At 73.6% G+C, this 14802-nt stretch carries 14 protein-coding genes and 1 pseudogene; 10 read left to right on the top strand and 5 right to left on the bottom strand.

The genetic code is table 11. From position 1 onward, the window contains the following. Positions 1 to 46: 46 nt before the first annotated feature. Complete coding sequence (gene tsaE, locus OG852_RS19660; protein ID WP_133914879.1) at positions 47 to 553, top strand: tRNA (adenosine(37)-N6)-threonylcarbamoyltransferase complex ATPase subunit type 1 TsaE; 507 nt, start codon at positions 47 to 49, stop codon at positions 551 to 553. A gap of 14 nt (positions 554 to 567) precedes the next feature. On the opposite strand, the gene OG852_RS19655 is transcribed toward tsaE, so the two are convergent. Then, positions 568 to 747 carry a hypothetical protein gene (locus OG852_RS19655; protein ID WP_133914880.1) on the bottom strand — a complete coding sequence of 60 codons (180 nt, stop codon included), beginning with the start codon at positions 745 to 747 and terminating at the stop codon, positions 568 to 570. Positions 748 to 869: 122 nt separating this feature from the next. After that, the gene (locus OG852_RS19650) at positions 870 to 1376 is read right to left on the bottom strand and encodes a hypothetical protein (RefSeq protein ID WP_443064651.1); all 507 of its coding nucleotides are present in this window, start codon (positions 1374 to 1376) and stop codon (positions 870 to 872) included. 191 nt (positions 1377 to 1567) lie between these two features. Here OG852_RS19650 and tsaB point away from each other — a divergent pair, with 191 nt between their 5' ends. From tsaB to OG852_RS19630, 4 genes and pseudogenes are all read left to right on the top strand, one after another. Next, positions 1568 to 2221 (top strand): tRNA (adenosine(37)-N6)-threonylcarbamoyltransferase complex dimerization subunit type 1 TsaB, encoded by a 654-nt coding sequence (gene tsaB / locus OG852_RS19645; RefSeq protein WP_133914882.1) that lies wholly within the window; start codon positions 1568 to 1570, stop codon positions 2219 to 2221. Then, the gene (gene rimI, locus OG852_RS19640) at positions 2218 to 2766 is read left to right on the top strand and encodes a ribosomal protein S18-alanine N-acetyltransferase (RefSeq protein ID WP_133914883.1); all 549 of its coding nucleotides are present in this window, start codon (positions 2218 to 2220) and stop codon (positions 2764 to 2766) included. Before tsaB ends, rimI begins: the two co-directional genes overlap by 4 nt. Next, the gene (gene tsaD, locus OG852_RS19635) at positions 2759 to 3856 is read left to right on the top strand and encodes a tRNA (adenosine(37)-N6)-threonylcarbamoyltransferase complex transferase subunit TsaD (RefSeq protein ID WP_330348564.1); all 1098 of its coding nucleotides are present in this window, start codon (positions 2759 to 2761) and stop codon (positions 3854 to 3856) included. The genes rimI and tsaD overlap by 8 nt, the downstream gene beginning before the upstream one ends. Further along, a pseudogene (locus OG852_RS19630) lies at positions 3853 to 4098 on the top strand (hypothetical protein); the annotation flags it as partial. The gene tsaD and the pseudogene OG852_RS19630, both read left to right, overlap by 4 nt. A 309-nt stretch (positions 4099 to 4407) precedes the next feature. On the opposite strand, the gene OG852_RS19625 reads toward OG852_RS19630, so the two are convergent. The 3 genes from OG852_RS19625 to OG852_RS19615 all read right to left on the bottom strand — a co-directional run bounded on the left by OG852_RS19625 (position 4408) and on the right by OG852_RS19615 (position 9218). Further along, positions 4408 to 5355, bottom strand: coding sequence for a hypothetical protein (locus OG852_RS19625; protein WP_133914885.1), 948 nt, complete (start codon positions 5353 to 5355; stop codon positions 4408 to 4410). Continuing rightward, entirely contained in the window at positions 5352 to 6806 is a 1455-nt protein-coding gene (locus OG852_RS19620; protein ID WP_330348563.1) for a hypothetical protein, read from the bottom strand. The genes OG852_RS19625 and OG852_RS19620 overlap by 4 nt, the downstream gene beginning before the upstream one ends. Positions 6807 to 6881: 75 nt before the next feature. Beyond that, on the bottom strand, positions 6882 to 9218 hold the full coding sequence (locus OG852_RS19615; RefSeq protein WP_133914887.1) for a glycoside hydrolase family 3 N-terminal domain-containing protein: 2337 nt from the start codon (positions 9216 to 9218) through the stop codon (positions 6882 to 6884). A gap of 128 nt (positions 9219 to 9346) precedes the next feature. Here OG852_RS19615 and OG852_RS19610 point away from each other — a divergent pair, with 128 nt between their 5' ends. From OG852_RS19610 to OG852_RS19590, 5 genes are all read left to right on the top strand, one after another. Beyond that, on the top strand, positions 9347 to 10396 hold the full coding sequence (locus tag OG852_RS19610) for a LacI family DNA-binding transcriptional regulator (RefSeq protein ID WP_330348562.1): 1050 nt from the start codon (positions 9347 to 9349) through the stop codon (positions 10394 to 10396). A gap of 81 nt (positions 10397 to 10477) precedes the next feature. Then, on the top strand, positions 10478 to 11821 hold the full coding sequence (locus OG852_RS19605; RefSeq protein ID WP_330348561.1) for an endo-1,4-beta-xylanase: 1344 nt from the start codon (positions 10478 to 10480) through the stop codon (positions 11819 to 11821). Positions 11822 to 11944: 123 nt separating this feature from the next. Then, on the top strand, positions 11945 to 13000 hold the full coding sequence (locus OG852_RS19600; RefSeq protein WP_133914889.1) for an LCP family protein: 1056 nt from the start codon (positions 11945 to 11947) through the stop codon (positions 12998 to 13000). A gap of 129 nt (positions 13001 to 13129) precedes the next feature. After that, positions 13130 to 13486 carry a YciI family protein gene (locus OG852_RS19595; RefSeq protein ID WP_133914890.1) on the top strand — a complete coding sequence of 119 codons (357 nt, stop codon included), beginning with the start codon at positions 13130 to 13132 and terminating at the stop codon, positions 13484 to 13486. Positions 13487 to 13533: 47 nt separating this feature from the next. Next, on the top strand, positions 13534 to 14796 hold the full coding sequence (locus OG852_RS19590) for an RNA polymerase sigma factor (RefSeq protein ID WP_133914891.1): 1263 nt from the start codon (positions 13534 to 13536) through the stop codon (positions 14794 to 14796). The last annotated feature ends 6 nt before the right edge of the window (positions 14797 to 14802 follow it).

Genomic DNA, 14802 nt, shown 5'->3' with positions numbered 1-14802 from the left:
GACCCCTTGCGGGGCATGACCGGTGAACTACTGCGAGTGAGTGACGATGCGAAAGAACGCAGCACTGCCCCCGTCAGCCCATCTGATCGTCAACTCCCCCGAGCAGATGCGGGAGTTGGGCCGCCGCCTGGCCAAGCTGCTGCGGGCCGGCGATCTCGTCATGCTCAGCGGGGAGCTGGGGGCGGGCAAGACCACCCTGACCCGGGGGCTGGGGGAGGGGCTCGGGGTGCGGGGGGCCGTGACCTCGCCGACCTTCGTCATCGCCCGGGTTCATCCCGCCCTCGGGGACGGGCCGCCGCTCGTGCACGTCGACGCGTACCGCCTCGGCGGCGGACTCGACGAGATGGAGGACCTCGACCTCGATGTGTCCCTGCCCGAGTCCGTGATCGTCGTGGAGTGGGGCGAGGGCAAGGTCGAGGGGCTGACCGAGGAGCGGCTCCAGATCCGTATCCACCGGGCCGTCGGCGACACCACGGACGAGGTGCGGCACGTGACCGTCACCGGGCTGGGCGCGCGGTGGACCGCCGCCGACCTGAGCGTGCTGGCGTCCTGAGCGGCCGGGGCGGGTTACGCCGCCCGAGGGTGCTCGGCGGGCTTCCTGCGGACGGCCGGGTCGGGCGGACGCGGCGGGGTCGAGACGGCCTCGGCCGCGCCGCACGCGTCCAGCAGCTCCCGCATGGACACCCCGGCGAGCGTGAACGGCCGGGGCGGCCGGCCCTTGGGGGTCTGGGGCTCGTCGGCCGGCATGGCACCTCCCGGGACACGGGCTGGTTAGGTTCACCTAACTAGCGGTGGGATACCATGTGACCACGCACAAGACGCCGCACGCAACATCTTGCCGACCTGTTGTCGGAAACATTCACGCAAGGTCACCGGATCACGACGACCCGCTGCCCGATCGTCGCGAAGTCCCACATCGCGTCGCCGTCCGCCCGCGTCTGGCGGATACCGCCCGTACGCACCGTCGCGTCCGGAGCCGGGGCGGTGTCCCTCACCGCCGCGCTGAAGCCGATGGTCACCCCGTCCACCGACGTGAAACGGACGACGTGCTCCACGGGGACGCCGTCGGTGCCGGTGGCCGCGCCCGAGCGGGAGGCCACCGTGTAGGCGCCGGGGGGCGGGTCGACCCGGGCGGGGGTGACCGCGAACGTGCGCTCCACGTTGCCCGCCATGCCGACCAGCCACACCCGGTCGTCGTCCAGCGAGTACACGACCCGTCGGCCCGTGCCCGAGTTCCCCGGCAGCGCGGTGGGGTGCGCCGTGTCGCGGGGCGCCTTGTGGGCGGCGGGGGAGCCGTGCCGCTTGCCGAGGCCGGGGGGTACGTGCGCGGACGCCTGGTAGGCCAGGAGCCCGACCGTCACGACGGCCGCTCCCATCAGCCCCGCGACAAACGTCGAGCTGCGCCCTGGCACCAGCGATCACCTCATCGTCTTACGGAGAACGGTGTACGGGGAACAGCCATAAACGGAACAATCGGGTCATGTCGTGCTTCTCGGCGACGGTAGCAGCCGTCGCGGGCGCCGCCCGGACATCCGACACAGGCGCCGGGGAGCCGTAGGCTGTTTGCGTGCTCTTGCTCGCTCTGGATACCGCCACCCCCGCCGTCACCGTCGCGCTGCACGACGGCACGGACGTCATCGCCTCCTCCAGCCAGGTGGACGCCCGCCGGCACGGCGAGCTGCTGCTGCCGGCCGTCGACCGGCTGCTCGCCGAGGCGGGCCGCACGCTGGACGCCGTCACGGCGATCGTCGTCGGCGTCGGCCCCGGCCCCTACACCGGGCTGCGCGTCGGGCTGATGACCGCCGACACCTTCGGTCTCGCGCTCGGCGTCCCGGTGCACGGGCTGTGCACCCTCGACGGCCTCGCCTACGCCTCCGACCTCGAAGGACCCTTCGTCGTGGCGACCGACGCCCGGCGCAAGGAGGTCTACTGGGCGCGCTACGACGACTCCCGCACCCGGGTGACGGAACCCGCCGTGGACCGGCCCGCCGACCTCGCCGACCGGGTCGCGGGGCTCCCGGCCGTCGGCGCGGGCGCGCTGCTCTACCCGGAGACCTTCCCGCAGGTCCACGGCCCCGAGCACGTCTCGGCGGCGGCGCTCGCCTCCCTGGCCGCCGAACGGCTCGCCGCCGGCGAGGAACTGCCCGCCCCGCGCCCGCTGTATCTGCGGCGGCCCGACGCCCAGGTCCCCAAGAACTACAAGGTGGTCACCCCCAAGTGACCGACGCCGTGACTCCGCGCCTGCGCGAGATGCGCTGGTGGGACATCGATCCCGTGCTGGAACTGGAGAAGGACCTCTTCCCCGAGGACGCCTGGTCCCGGGGCATGTTCTGGTCCGAGCTGGCGCACGCCCGGGGGCCCGAGGCGACCCGCCGCTATGTCGTCGCCGTCAGCGGCGACCGGGTCGTCGGCTACGCCGGGCTGGCCTCCGCCGGTACGGCGTCCGACAGCGACTCCGGCGCGGGCGCCGACATCCAGACGATCGCCGTCGCCCGCGACCAGTGGGGCACCGGCCTCGGCAGCCGGCTGCTGACCGAGCTGCTGCGGGCGGCGACCGCCTTCGACTGTGCCGAGGTCCTGCTGGAGTGCCGGGTGGACAACGTCCGGGCGCAGAAGCTCTACGAACGCTTCGGCTTCGAGGCGATCGGCTTCCGGCGCGGCTACTACCAGCCCGGCAACGTGGACGCCCTGGTGATGCGCCTGACCGACCCGGCGGCCTCGCTCCGCCAAGAAGAAGACGACCAAGGAACCGACACCCATGGCTGACGAACCCCTCGTCCTCGGCATCGAGACCTCCTGCGACGAGACCGGCGTCGGCATCGTCCGGGGCACCACCCTGCTGGCCGACGCCATCGCCTCCAGCGTCGACGAGCACGCGCGCTTCGGCGGGGTCGTCCCCGAGGTCGCCTCCCGCGCCCACCTGGAGGCGATGGTCCCGACCATCGACCGGGCGCTGAAGGAGGCCGGGGTGAGCGCCAAGGACCTCGACGGCGTCGCCGTCACGGCGGGCCCCGGGCTGGCCGGCGCCCTGCTGGTGGGCGTCTCGGCCGCGAAGACGTACGCCTACGCCCTCGGCAAGCCCCTCTACGGCGTCAACCACCTCGCGTCGCACATCTGCGTGGACCAGCTGGAGCACGGCCCGCTGCCCGAGCCGACGATGGCGCTGCTGGTCTCCGGCGGCCACTCCTCCCTGCTGCTGTCCTCCGACATCACCTCCGACGTCCGCCCCATGGGCGCCACCATCGACGACGCGGCGGGCGAGGCCTTCGACAAGATCGCGCGTGTGCTGAACCTGGGCTTCCCCGGCGGGCCGGTCATCGACCGCTACGCCCGCGAGGGCGACCCGAAGGCCATCGCCTTCCCGCGCGGTCTGACCGGGCCGCGCGATCCGGCGTACGACTTCTCCTTCTCCGGGCTGAAGACGGCCGTCGCCCGCTGGATCGAGGCCAAGCGGGCCGCCGGCGAGGAGGTGCCCGTGCGGGACGTGGCGGCCTCCTTCCAGGAGGCGGTCGTGGACGTCCTGACCCGCAAGGCCGTACGGGCCTGCAAGGACGAGGGCGTCGACCACCTGATGATCGGCGGCGGGGTCGCCGCCAACTCCCGGCTGCGGGTCCTCGCCCAGGAGCGCTGCGAGAAGGCGGGCATCCGGCTGCGGGTGCCCCGCCCCAAGCTGTGCACGGACAACGGCGCGATGGTCGCCGCCCTGGGCGCGGAGATGGTGGCCCGGGGCCGGTCGGCGTCGGGCTGGGACCTCTCGGCGGACTCCTCCCTGCCGGTGACGGACCCCCATGTGCCCGGCCACGACCACAGCCACGACCATGTGCACGAGGTCGGCGAGGACAACCTGTACTCATGACGGTCGCGCTGATGTGGGAGGCCCGGGCGGCCGAGGGCCGGGGCGCCGACCTGCTCGCCTGGGCCGAAGCCCGGCCCCTCGCGGAGCGTCCCCTGCGCCGCGAGACCTTCCGCGCCCCGCAGGACCGGGTCCTCGTCATCACCTGGTGGGACGCGGCGTACGACGCCGACCTCCCCGAACTCCCGGAGCCGGCCGCCGACCTGGTGACCCGCCCGGTCCACCGCTGGCGCTTCGAGCCGGTCGAGCGGACCTGGTACGCCGTCCGCTGCGTCTTCCGCCACCACCCCCTCGGCGTCTACGAGGAACGCCTCACCCTGTGGACCGCGCTCTCCCCCGACGAGGCGATCGCCCGCGCGGAGGCCGAGGCCGTCGTGTACTGCGCGGACCTCGACGGCGTCGAGTACGTCCGTTTCGCCGAGGTGTACACCCTCCCCACGGCCCCCGGCGAGGGCACGGAGGTCTTCTCCCTCATGCGAGAGAGCGGCCTGCCGCCCGGGGCGTACGTGGAGCGCTTCTTCGCGACGGGGGCGGAGCGGACAAGCTGACGGGCCTCACGGCTGGGGTCCCGACAGGAGCCACACCGAGAGGGCCAGGCTCGTGCAGGCCAGGACGAAGGCCACGGTGCCGGTCAGGGTCGGGCCCGTCATGACCAGGCCCAGGGTGAGGCCGAGGGCGGTGGCCAGGGCGGTGGTGGTGCCCGCCTCCCGCCAGGGCGGCACCGGCCGTACGGGGGCGTCGGGCGGGAGGACGAAGGCGTCGCGGAGGTCGGTGCGGGCGGTGTCGTCGTCGAAGAGGACCCCGGACGGGGGATGGTCGCGCAGTCGGCCCACCGGGACCAGCCGGGTGCCGTCGGCCAGGACGGTCACCGCGTGGCGGTCGGTGCCGTGCACGCTCACGGGGATCCCGGGCGGCGCGTCGTGCAGGGCGGGGTGCCACATGACCCGCTGAAAGCGGCCTTGGCCCTGCGGGCCCGTCAGGTGCAGCCAGGTCGCCCTCGGCGAACGCCAGGCCGCCCGGCGGCTGCCGGTGCGGACGCGGGCGGTCATCGGGCGGGCGGGGCGGCGGGCCAGCAGACGGAAGCGGAGCCCGCGCCAGAGCCAGACCAGGGTGAGGAGGAGGGCGACGGCCGCGCCCCCGAAGACCGGGACGAGCAGGTCGTCCTCCGCGGCCGTCTCGGACGGGTCGGCCGGGAAGCCCCGGGGGTCGTCGGCGGTGGGGTCGTAGGCGACCGGGAAGTGCTCGCCCCGGGCGTAGCGGTCGGTGTCGTAGATGCCGAAGCGCTGGACGTGGGTGTCGCCCGCGCTGTCGGTCCAGCGGACGCGGATGTCCAGGTCGTCGCCGATGCCGTCCTCGACGACCACGCCGGTCGTGCGGGCCGTGGCCCGGTCGCGGGCGTCCAGGTAGCCGCTGGCGTGCAGGCCGAGCCAGGTGGCGAACAGGGCGTATCCGGTCAGGGTGACGGCGATGCCGAGGAGGGCCGCCCGCAGGGGGGTTCTCACGCGGGTGTCTCCTTCGGGCGGGTGTGCGGCAGCAGGGCGCGGACGGCGGTCGGGTCCGCGGTGGTCACGGCCTCGGCGAGCAGGTCGCGCAGGTCCACCGTGCGGCCGTCCGGGGACGTCAGGACGGTGTCCATCCAGCGGGTGGCCGGGGTCCAGCCGGAGGTCTCCAGCACCTCGGCGAGCGCTCCGGCCACCGCCGCCGTGCAGACCGTCCGGGCCACGTCGGCGCGTACGGCGCGGGGGACCCGGCGCAGGCCGGGCTCCAGCCGGCGGGCCAGCCGTCGCCAGGTGCCGTCGGCGAGCGAGTCCAGGGCCGCCGTGACCGCCGCCTCCGGGGTGTCGTGGCCGGTGGCCTTGAACAGCCGGGCCGTGCCGGAGTCGTCGTCGAGGCCGCGCAGCTCGTCCGGCGGCAGGTCGAGGAGCCGTACCGCCTCGACGTCGTGCTCGTCCTCGCCGTCCTGGAGGGCGAGGCGCTGCACACACCAGCGGGTGATCTCCGACGCCTCGCGCAGCGGGACCGGCGCGTCGCCGTACGTGCCCTCCCCGGCGTGCGCGGGCAGGGCGGCCAGGCGGATCGCCTCGGGCGGATGGTCGGCCGCGGCGTACGGGTCGATCGCGTCCTCGTCGGCCGCGGCGAGGGCGGCGCGGTGGGCCACGTGCGGGTCGGCGAGGGCGGCGTCGAGGGCGTCGTAGAAGTCCTCGGGCCAGGCGTCCCGTTCCGCCAGGTCGGCCAGCCAGGGCTCGGCGAGGCCCTCGAAGACGGCGTGCAGCAGGACGGTCCGGCGCAGGGCCGACGCCGTGGCCGCGGTGCCGGCCACCCGGGCCGCGTCGGCGTCGGCGGCCGTCTCCGCCCGCCAGAAGTCCGGCTGGGAGACCCGCAGCAAGGGTGCGGCCAGGGGTGCCAGGGGCCGGAAGCGGGCGTCCAGGCGGTCGGCGAGGCGGGAGCGGGCGTAGCGCAGGAGGCCGGCGCGGGTGCTGCCCACATGGCGCTGGTGGGCCAGCTCATGGGCGACGACGGAGGCGAGTTCGGCCTCCGTGAGGCTGCGCAGCAGGGGCAGGCCCAGGAGGAGGACGTGGGTGCGCACCCCGGCGACCCGGACCCGGCCCAGGGACGCCTGCACGACCGGGACGATGCGGACGAGCAGGGGTGCGCGGAAGCCCAGGCGGTCGGCCACGTCCCGGACGAGCGCGGCCAGTGCGGGCTCGTCGGCGGGGTTCACGGCCCGCCCGGGCAGCGGGCCGCGGTCCCGGGCGACGGCGCCGGTGACACCGAACCAGAACAGCACCAGGGGGGCGAGCAGCGGCCAGTCCGGAGCCCAGTGCAGAGCGACGGCGAGCACGACCGCGCCGACGACGACCGTGGGCAGCAGTCCGACGGCCAGCAGGGCGGCGCCCAGCAGCCACTGCCGGGCGGGGTGCCGCGGGGGCGGTTCCGGTATGGGGGTGTCCATGGGGGCGTTTCCCGTCGCGCGCCTGGGTGCAGGAGGTCGGCGGATTCTGACACACGGGCCCCCACCGGGCGCACATCAGTTTCGTACGACGTCCGTTTCGCACCGCAGCCGCCGGTCCGCGCCCACCTCGCGCACCGGGCCCGTCAGCCGCAGCCGGGCCGTCTGCCGTACCTCGGCGCTGGACGTCCCCAACCGCAGTTCCAGCGCGCCCGGCTCGACGACGCGGCGTCCCGAGCGGTCGGTGAAGGCGGACAGGTCGGTGTGGAAGCGGAAGGTGACCCGGGCGGACTCGCCGTCGGCGAGGTCCAGGCGCTGGTAGCCGATCAGCCGGACGTCGGGGCGGGTCACGCTCGCCACCGGGTCGTGCAGATAGAGCTGGACGACCTCCGTGCCGGGCCGGGGTCCGGTGTTGCGGACGGTGACGGACACGTCGTATGCGCCGTCCGTGCCGATCTCCGTCTCCGGTGTCCCCGGCGTGTCCGGCGTCTCCGGTCCGCCGCCGGTGAAGTCCTCCCAGGTGAAGGAGGTGTACGAGCGCCCGTGGCCGAAGGGGTACAGCGGGGTCGGGTCCAGGCTGCTGACCTCGCCCGCGAGGCCCAGCGGCGGCTGGAGATAGGTCCAGGGCTGGCCGCCCGGCAGGCGCGGCACGCTGACCGGGAGGCGGCCGGAGGGGTTGAGGCGGCCCGACAGCACGCCGGCCACCGCCGGGCCGCCCTCCTCCCCCGGGAAGAACGCCTGGACGACCGCGCCCAGGCGTCCGTGCCAGCGGCCGAGCGCGTACGGGCGGCCGGTGAGCAGGACGAGGACGACCGGGACGCCCGTGGCGACCAGCGCGTCCAGCAGCTCGCCCTGGACGCCGGGCAGGTTCAGGTCGGCCACGTCGCAGCCCTCGCCGGAGGTGCCCCGGCCGAACAGGCCCGCCCGGTCGCCGAGCACCGCCACGCAGACGTCCGCCTCCGCGGCGCGCGCGATGGCCTCGGTGAAGCCGGAGGGGTCGGGGTCGGAGACCGGGCAGCCCTCGGTGAAGGTCACCTTGGCGTCCGGGAGTTCGGTGCGCAGGGACTCCAGCAGCGTCGGGATCTCGATGCCGGGCTCCACCCCGGGGTGGTGGGGGAGCACATGGGAGGGGAAGGAGTAGCAGCCGAGCATCGCCAGGGCGTCCGCCGCCCTCGGACCGACCACCGCGATCCTGGTGTCGGGGGCGAGGGGGAGCAGCCCGGCGGGGTTGTCGAGCAGGACCACCGACTCCTCCGCCAGCCGGCGGGCCAGTGCGCGGTTCGCGGCCGGGTCGAGGTCCACGGACTCCGGGGGCTGCGGCTGCCAGTCCTCGTCCAGCAGGCCGAGTTCGCACTTCTGGAGCAGGACGCGGCGGGCCGCCCGGTCGACCAGTTCCTCGGGGATCTCGCCCGCCCGGACGGCCGCGACCAGTGCCTCGCCGTAGTGCTTCACCGTCGGCAGTTCGACATCGATGCCGGCCTCCAGCGCGAGGTGCGCGGTCTCGGCGGGGGTGCCGGCGACCCGGTGCAGGGTCTGCAGGAAGCCGATGCCGAAGTAGTCGGCGACGACCGTGCCCGTGAAGCCCCACTCCTCGCGCAGAAGACGGGTCAGCAGCTCCGGGTCGGCGGAGGCGGGGACGCCGTCGCGTTCGGTGTAGGCGGCCATCACCGAGCGGGCGCCGCCCTCGCGCAGCGCCATCTCGAACGGCGGGAGGGTCACGTCCGCGAACTCGCGGGTGCCCGCCCGCACCGGGGCCAGATTGCGGGCGCCGGCGGAGGAGGCGTACCCGGCGAAGTGCTTGAGGGTGGCGACGACTCCGGCGGACTCCAGGCCCCGCACATAGGCCGTGCCGATGGTGGCGACCAGGTACGGGTCCTCGCCGATCGTCTCCTCGACCCGGCCCCAGCGCGGGTCGCGGACCACGTCCAGGACGGGGGCGAGGCCCTGGTGGACGCCGACCGTGCGCAGATCGCGGCCGATCGCCCGGCCCATCTCCTCGACCAGCGGCGGGTCGAAGGCGGCGCCCCAGGCCAGCGGGACCGGGTAGGCGGTGGCCCGCCAGGCGGTGAACCCGGCCAGGCACTCCTCGTGGGCGAGGGCCGGGATGCCGAAGCGGCCCGCGGCGGCGATCCGGCGCTGGGCGGCGGCCAGGGCGCGGGCGCCGGTCGCCGGGTCCACGGGGGCGGTGCCGAAGGGCCGGGTGAGCTGGCCGAGCCCCCGGGTGATCAGCTCGTCCCAGTCGTGGTCGGCGGTCATGTCGTGCTGGTGCGGCGCGACACCCTCGCCGTCCGTCGCGGCGCCGACCCACACGCCGTAGAGCTGGGCGGTCCTCTCCTGAAGGGTCATCCGGGAGAGCAGGTCGTCGACGCGGGCGGCGGCGGACAGCGCGCGGTCACGCCAGGGGGCGGTGGTCATGAAACTCCTGTCCCGGGGGATCCTGTCCCGAAGGATTCGAATGTTTCGTAACACACTTCGAATGTTCCGGGAACCTATGGCGCTGAGAGGGGTTAGTCAAGAGGCCGCGCGGGGATACGATCGCCGCCATGACACGCTCCGAGCCCGCTGAAACGCGGCCGCAGACCGCCACGCTCGCGGAGATCGCCCGCGAGGCCGGTGTCTCGGCCCCGACTGTTTCGAAGGTCCTCAACGGTCGCGCCGACGTCGCCCCCGCGACCCGCACCCGGGTCGAGGAACTGCTGCGCGCCCACGGCTACCGGCGACGGCGGGCCGAGGCGACCCGCTCGCCCCTGATCGACCTGGTCTTCCACGAACTGGAGAGCGCCTGGGCGATGGAGGTCATCCGGGGCGTGGAGAACGTGGCGCGGGACGCCGGACTGAGTGTCGTGCTCAGTGAGAGCGCGGGGCGGCTCACCCCCGGGCGGACCTGGGCGGACCAGGTCGCCGCCCGCCGTCCGCACGGCGTTGTGCTGGTGCTCTCCGGGCTCGACGAGTCCCAGCGGGCACTGCTGACCAGCCGCACCATCCCCTTCGTGGTGATGGACCCGGCGGGCGACCCGGGGGCGGACGTGCCGTCCATCGGGGCCACCAACTGGCAGGGCGGCCTGGCCGCCACCCGGCATCTGGTGGAACTGGGGCACCGGCGGATCGGAGCGATCAGCGGGCCCCCGCAGATGATGTGCAGCCGGGCCCGGATCGACGGCTACCGGGCCGCCCTGGAGACCGCCGGGCTGCCGGTCGAGCAGGACCTGGTCAAGACCGGCGACTTCCACCACGAGACCGGCTACCGGCTCGGCCGCGAGCTCCTTGACCGCCCCGACCGGCCCACCGCCGTCTTCGCCGGCAACGACCTCCAGGCCCTCGGAGTCTACGAGGCCGCCCGTGAGCTGGGACTGCGCATCCCGGAGGACGTCAGCGTGGTCGGCTTCGACGATCTGCCGGTGGCGCGCTGGGTGGGGCCGCCGCTGACGACCGTACGGCAGCCGCTCACCGAGATGGCGGAGGCGGCGGCCCGGCTGGTGCTGGAGCTGGCCCGGTCCACCGGGGAGGAGACGCCGGCCGCGACCCGGGTGGAGCTGGCGACGAGTCTCGTGGTGCGCACGAGCACCGCGTCACCCCCGCCGGCTGGAAGTTGACGTATTGACGGGTGGGGCAGGGGCCTCGACACTCCTCCGAAGTCAATCGGTTGCACGGCCGAAACTTTCGGAGGCACCCGCATGAGATCTCTGAGAACAGGCCTGTCCCTGACCTCCCTCGTGGCCGGCCTCGCGCTGCTGCTCACGGCACCCGCCGCCCACGCCGCCGACACCCCCCTGCGCGACCTCGGCACCGCCAAGGGCAAGGTCATCGGCACGGCGGTCACCGGCTCCAAGCTGACCGGCGCCTACGGCGACATCGCCGGGGCGCAGTTCTCCTCGCTGACCCCCGGCAACGCCATGAAATGGGGCTCGGTGGAGCCGACCCAGGGCTCCTTCAACTGGACCGAGGCCGATCAGATCGTGGCGTTCGCGCAGGCCCACAACCAGCAGGTGCGCGGCCACACCCTGGTCTGGCACAGCCAGAACCCGAGCTGGCTCACCAACGGGAGCTGGACCTCCGCCCAGCTCGGCACCCTGCTGCAGAACCACATCAGCACCGAGGTCGGCCGCTACAAGGGGAAGCTCGCCGCCTGGGACGTCGTCAACGAGCCCTTCAACGAGGACGGCACCTACCGCTCGACCCTCTGGTACAACGGCCTCGGCGCCGACTACATCGCGAACGCCCTGACCTGGGCGCGGGCCGCCGACCCGGCCGCGAAGCTCTACATCAACGACTACAACGTGGAGGGCGTCAACGCGAAGTCGACGGCGCTGTACAACCTGGTCAAGTCGCTGAAGGAGCGCGGGGTTCCGATCGACGGGGTCGGCCTGCAGGCCCATCTCATCCTCGGGCAGGTCCCCTCCACCCTCCAGCAGAACATCCAGCGCTTCGCCGACCTCGGCGTGGACGTGGCGATCACCGAGCTGGACATCCGGATGACGCTGCCCTCGGACAGCGCCGAACTCGCCCAGCAGAAGGCCGACTACAAGGCGGTCACCGCCGCCTGCGTGGCGGTCGCGCGGTGCGTGAACCTCACCGTGTGGGGCTTCACCGACTCCGACTCCTGGGTGGAGAGCACCTTCCCGGGGCAGGGCGCGGCGACACCGTACGACGCGAACTACGCGCCGAAACCGGCGTACTACGGGATCGCTGAGGCGCTCGGCGGTACGAGCACGCCCCCGCCGACCGGCGCGTGCGGCGCGTCGTACAGCGTGGGCAGTCAGTGGAACACCGGGTTCACCGGCACCGTGACGATCTCCTGCTCGGGTGCCTCGCTGTCGTCCTGGAAGGTGACCTGGACGTACGGCGCCGGACAGCGGATCACCCAGGCCTGGAACGCCGGCTGCACCCAGTCGGGGGCCGCCGTGACCTGCGTGAACGCCTCGTACAACGGGACGGTTCCGGACGGGGGTTCGGTGAGCTTCGGGTTCAACGCGAGCTGGAGCGGGAGCAATCCCGTGCCGACGGTGACCCTGGGCTGAACGCCGGTGACGGGGGGCATCGCCGGTGATGCCGGGCTGAGAATCGTGAGATTTTCACGAGAAATCCCGGCCGGGCCCGCCGTCCTAACAGTCCGCTAATAATCCGCGCCTACGTTCCTCCCCGTGACGCGACACGAGGAGCACGGCGAAGACGGCGGAAGAACGGGCCGGCGGTCCACAGTGCTGAAGGCCGCCGGCCTCACCCTGGCCGCCGCCCTGGTGCTGGGCATCGGGACGGCGGGCTGGGCCTACCGGCACCTCAACGACAACATCCGAAGCGTCGACATCGACCAGGCGCTCGGCGACAACCGCCCCGCCAAGTCGGTCACCACCCCGAGCGCGTCCGCCTCGGCGTCCGCGTCCCCGCTGCCCACCGAGGCGGTGAACATCCTCGTCCTGGGCTCGGACTCACGCAGCGGCGAGGAGAACCAGGAGCTCGGCGGCGGCGACAGCTCCGGCGCCCGCTCCGACACGGCGATGGTCGTGCACATCGACGCGGGCCGCACCAGCGCGACCGTGGTGAGCATCCCGCGAGACACCCTCGTCACCCGCCCGTCCTGCCCGCTGCCCTCGGGCGGCACGTCGGCGGTGGCGTACGGCGTGATGTTCAACTCCGCCTACTCGCTGGGCGGTCCGGTGTGCGCGGTGAAGACCGTCGAGTCGATCACGAACGTCCGCATGGACCACTACATCGAGGTCGACTTCTCCGGCTTCGCCAAGCTGGTGAACGCGCTCGGCGGGGTCACGGTCACCACCGACGAGGACATCGACGACGACGACAGCCACCTCCATCTCGCGGCCGGCACCCACCATCTGAACGGCAAGCAGGCCCTCGCCCTCGCCCGCACCCGCCACGGCATAGGCGACGGCAGCGACCTCGGCCGCATAGGCCTCCAGCAGAACCTCGTGAAGGCCCTGCTGGAGCAGATCGCCTCCACGAACCTCCTCACCAGCCCCACCGAGCTCTACGGGGTCGCCGACGCGATCACCGGCAGCCTCACCACCGACACCGGACTGAACTCCCTCACCGAACTGATGGAACTCGGCCAGAGCCTCAAGGGCCTCACGGCCGACGAGGTCACGACGGTCACCATGCCGGTCGTCACGGCCCCCTCCGACCCCAACCGGGTGATCGCCGAGGAACCGGCGGCGAGCACCCTGTGGAAGTCGCTGAAGTAGCCGCTCGGGTGGCGCCCGCGATCCGCGCGGAAAAAAATCGGGGGAGTGTGTCGATCCCGGTGTCTCCCGTTCGACGCAGGGGTGAGAGGCCGGGACGGACCCGGCCGCCGTGACGTACGAGGAGCCACCATGCCCCGTTTCCTGTCGCTCGTGAAGATCGACGAGGCCTCCGCCCCCGCCGAGGGCCCCAGCCCCGAGCTGATGCAGCGGATGGGGGAGCTGATCGAGGAGGTCACCAAGGCGGGCGTCATGCTCGACACCGCCGGGCTGCTGCCGTCCGCGCAGGGCACCCGGGTGCACTGGGAGGGCGGGAGGATCACCGTCACCGACGGCCCCTTCACCGAGGCCAAGGAGGTCGTCGGCGGATACGCGCTCATGCAGTGCAAGGACAAGGCCGAGGCCATCGAGTGGGCCACCCGCTTCCTGAAGGTGCACGAGGAGTACTGGACCGTGACCTGTGAGGTGCGGGAGATCGCCGAGGGCTGAGCCCCTCCGCTGGGCGGACCCGCGGGCAGGGTGTTCGATGGTGGACTGTGGAACCACAGCCCACCACCGACACCCGGACCGCCATCGAGACCGTCTTCCGCCTGGAGTTCCCCCGGGTGGTCGCCGCCGTCACCCGCGTGGTCCGTGACGTCGGCATCGCCGAGGAACTCGCCCAGGACGCCCTGGTCGCCGCCCTGGAGCAGTGGCCGCACAGCGGCGTGCCGGACCGGCCGGGCGCCTGGCTCACCGCCGCCGCCCGCCACCGCGCCGTGGACCTCGTGCGCCGCCGGGAGAACTACGCCCGCAAGCTCCGGGAGATCGGCCGCAGCCTCGAGGACGTGCCGCCGCCCCCGGAACCGCAGGACCCCGACGCCATCGACGACGATCTGCTCCGGCTCGTCTTCACCACCTGCCATCCGGTGCTGTCCCCCGAGGCCCGCACCGCCCTCACCCTGCGCCTCCTCGGCGGTCTGACCACGGCCGAGATCGCCCGCGCCTACCTGGTCCCCGAGCCCACGGTCGCCCAGCGCGTCGTCCGGGCGAAGCGGACCCTGGCCACCAGGAACGTCGCCTTCGAGGTGCCGTACGGACCCGACCGCGAGGCCCGCCTCGGCTCGGTCCTCGACGTCATCTACTTGATCTTCAACGAGGGCTACGCGGCCACCGCGGGAGACGACTGGCTGCGCCCGGCGCTGTGCGAGGACGCGCTGCGCCTGGCCCGGCAACTGGCCGCGCTGATGCCCAAGGAGCCCGAGGTGCACGGGCTGGTCTCCCTGCTGGAGTTCCAGGCCGCCCGCACCGCCGCCCGCACCGCACCCGACGGCACCCCCGTCCTCCTCAAGGACCAGAACCGGCGCCGCTGGAACCGCATGCTCATCGCGCGGGGCATCACCGCCCTGGACCGGGCCGGCGCCACCTCCGAGGGCGCCCCGGGCCCGTACGCCCTCCAGGCCGCCATCGCCGCCTGCCACGCCCACGCCGCCACCTACGAGGACACCGACTGGGCCGCCATCGCCACCCTGTACGGCCTGCTGGCCGCCCGCGCCCCGTCCCCCGTCGTCGAGCTCAACCGCGCGGTCGCCGTCTGTCTGGCCGAAGGACCGGGCCCCGCCCTGGAGATCGTCGACGCCCTGGCCGACGAGCCCGCCCTGAGCGGCTACCACCTGCTGCCCAGCGTCCGAGGCGATCTGCTGCTGCGCCTGGGCCGTGCGGCTCAGGCGCGGGCCGAGTTCGAACGGGCGGCCGCCCTGACCCGCAACGCACGCGAGCGGGAGCTGCTGCTGGCGCGGGCCGCCGCCTGCGATGCGTAACTCTGT

Origin of the sequence: Streptomyces sp. NBC_00582, from assembly GCF_036345155.1 — a bacterium.
GTDB lineage: Bacteria > Actinomycetota > Actinomycetes > Streptomycetales > Streptomycetaceae > Streptomyces.
The sequence above is the reverse complement of the archived record's forward strand: the minus strand, read 5'-3'. Positions and strand labels throughout refer to the sequence as shown.

What these genes read in the sequence shown, in the direction of transcription:
- tsaE (WP_133914879.1), top strand. Translation starts at nt 47, where the DNA reads ATGCGAAAGAACGCAGCACTGCCCCCGTCAGCCCATCTGATCGTCAAC.
- OG852_RS19655 (WP_133914880.1), bottom strand. Translation starts at nt 747, where the DNA reads ATGCCGGCCGACGAGCCCCAGACCCCCAAGGGCCGGCCGCCCCGGCCG.
- OG852_RS19650 (WP_443064651.1), bottom strand. Translation starts at nt 1,376, where the DNA reads ATGGGAGCGGCCGTCGTGACGGTCGGGCTCCTGGCCTACCAGGCGTCC.
- tsaD (WP_330348564.1), top strand. Translation starts at nt 2,759, where the DNA reads ATGGCTGACGAACCCCTCGTCCTCGGCATCGAGACCTCCTGCGACGAG.
- OG852_RS19620 (WP_330348563.1), bottom strand. Translation starts at nt 6,806, where the DNA reads ATGGACACCCCCATACCGGAACCGCCCCCGCGGCACCCCGCCCGGCAG.
- OG852_RS19615 (WP_133914887.1), bottom strand. Translation starts at nt 9,218, where the DNA reads ATGACCACCGCCCCCTGGCGTGACCGCGCGCTGTCCGCCGCCGCCCGC.
- OG852_RS19610 (WP_330348562.1), top strand. Translation starts at nt 9,347, where the DNA reads ATGACACGCTCCGAGCCCGCTGAAACGCGGCCGCAGACCGCCACGCTC.
- OG852_RS19605 (WP_330348561.1), top strand. Translation starts at nt 10,478, where the DNA reads ATGAGATCTCTGAGAACAGGCCTGTCCCTGACCTCCCTCGTGGCCGGC.
- OG852_RS19595 (WP_133914890.1), top strand. Translation starts at nt 13,130, where the DNA reads ATGCCCCGTTTCCTGTCGCTCGTGAAGATCGACGAGGCCTCCGCCCCC.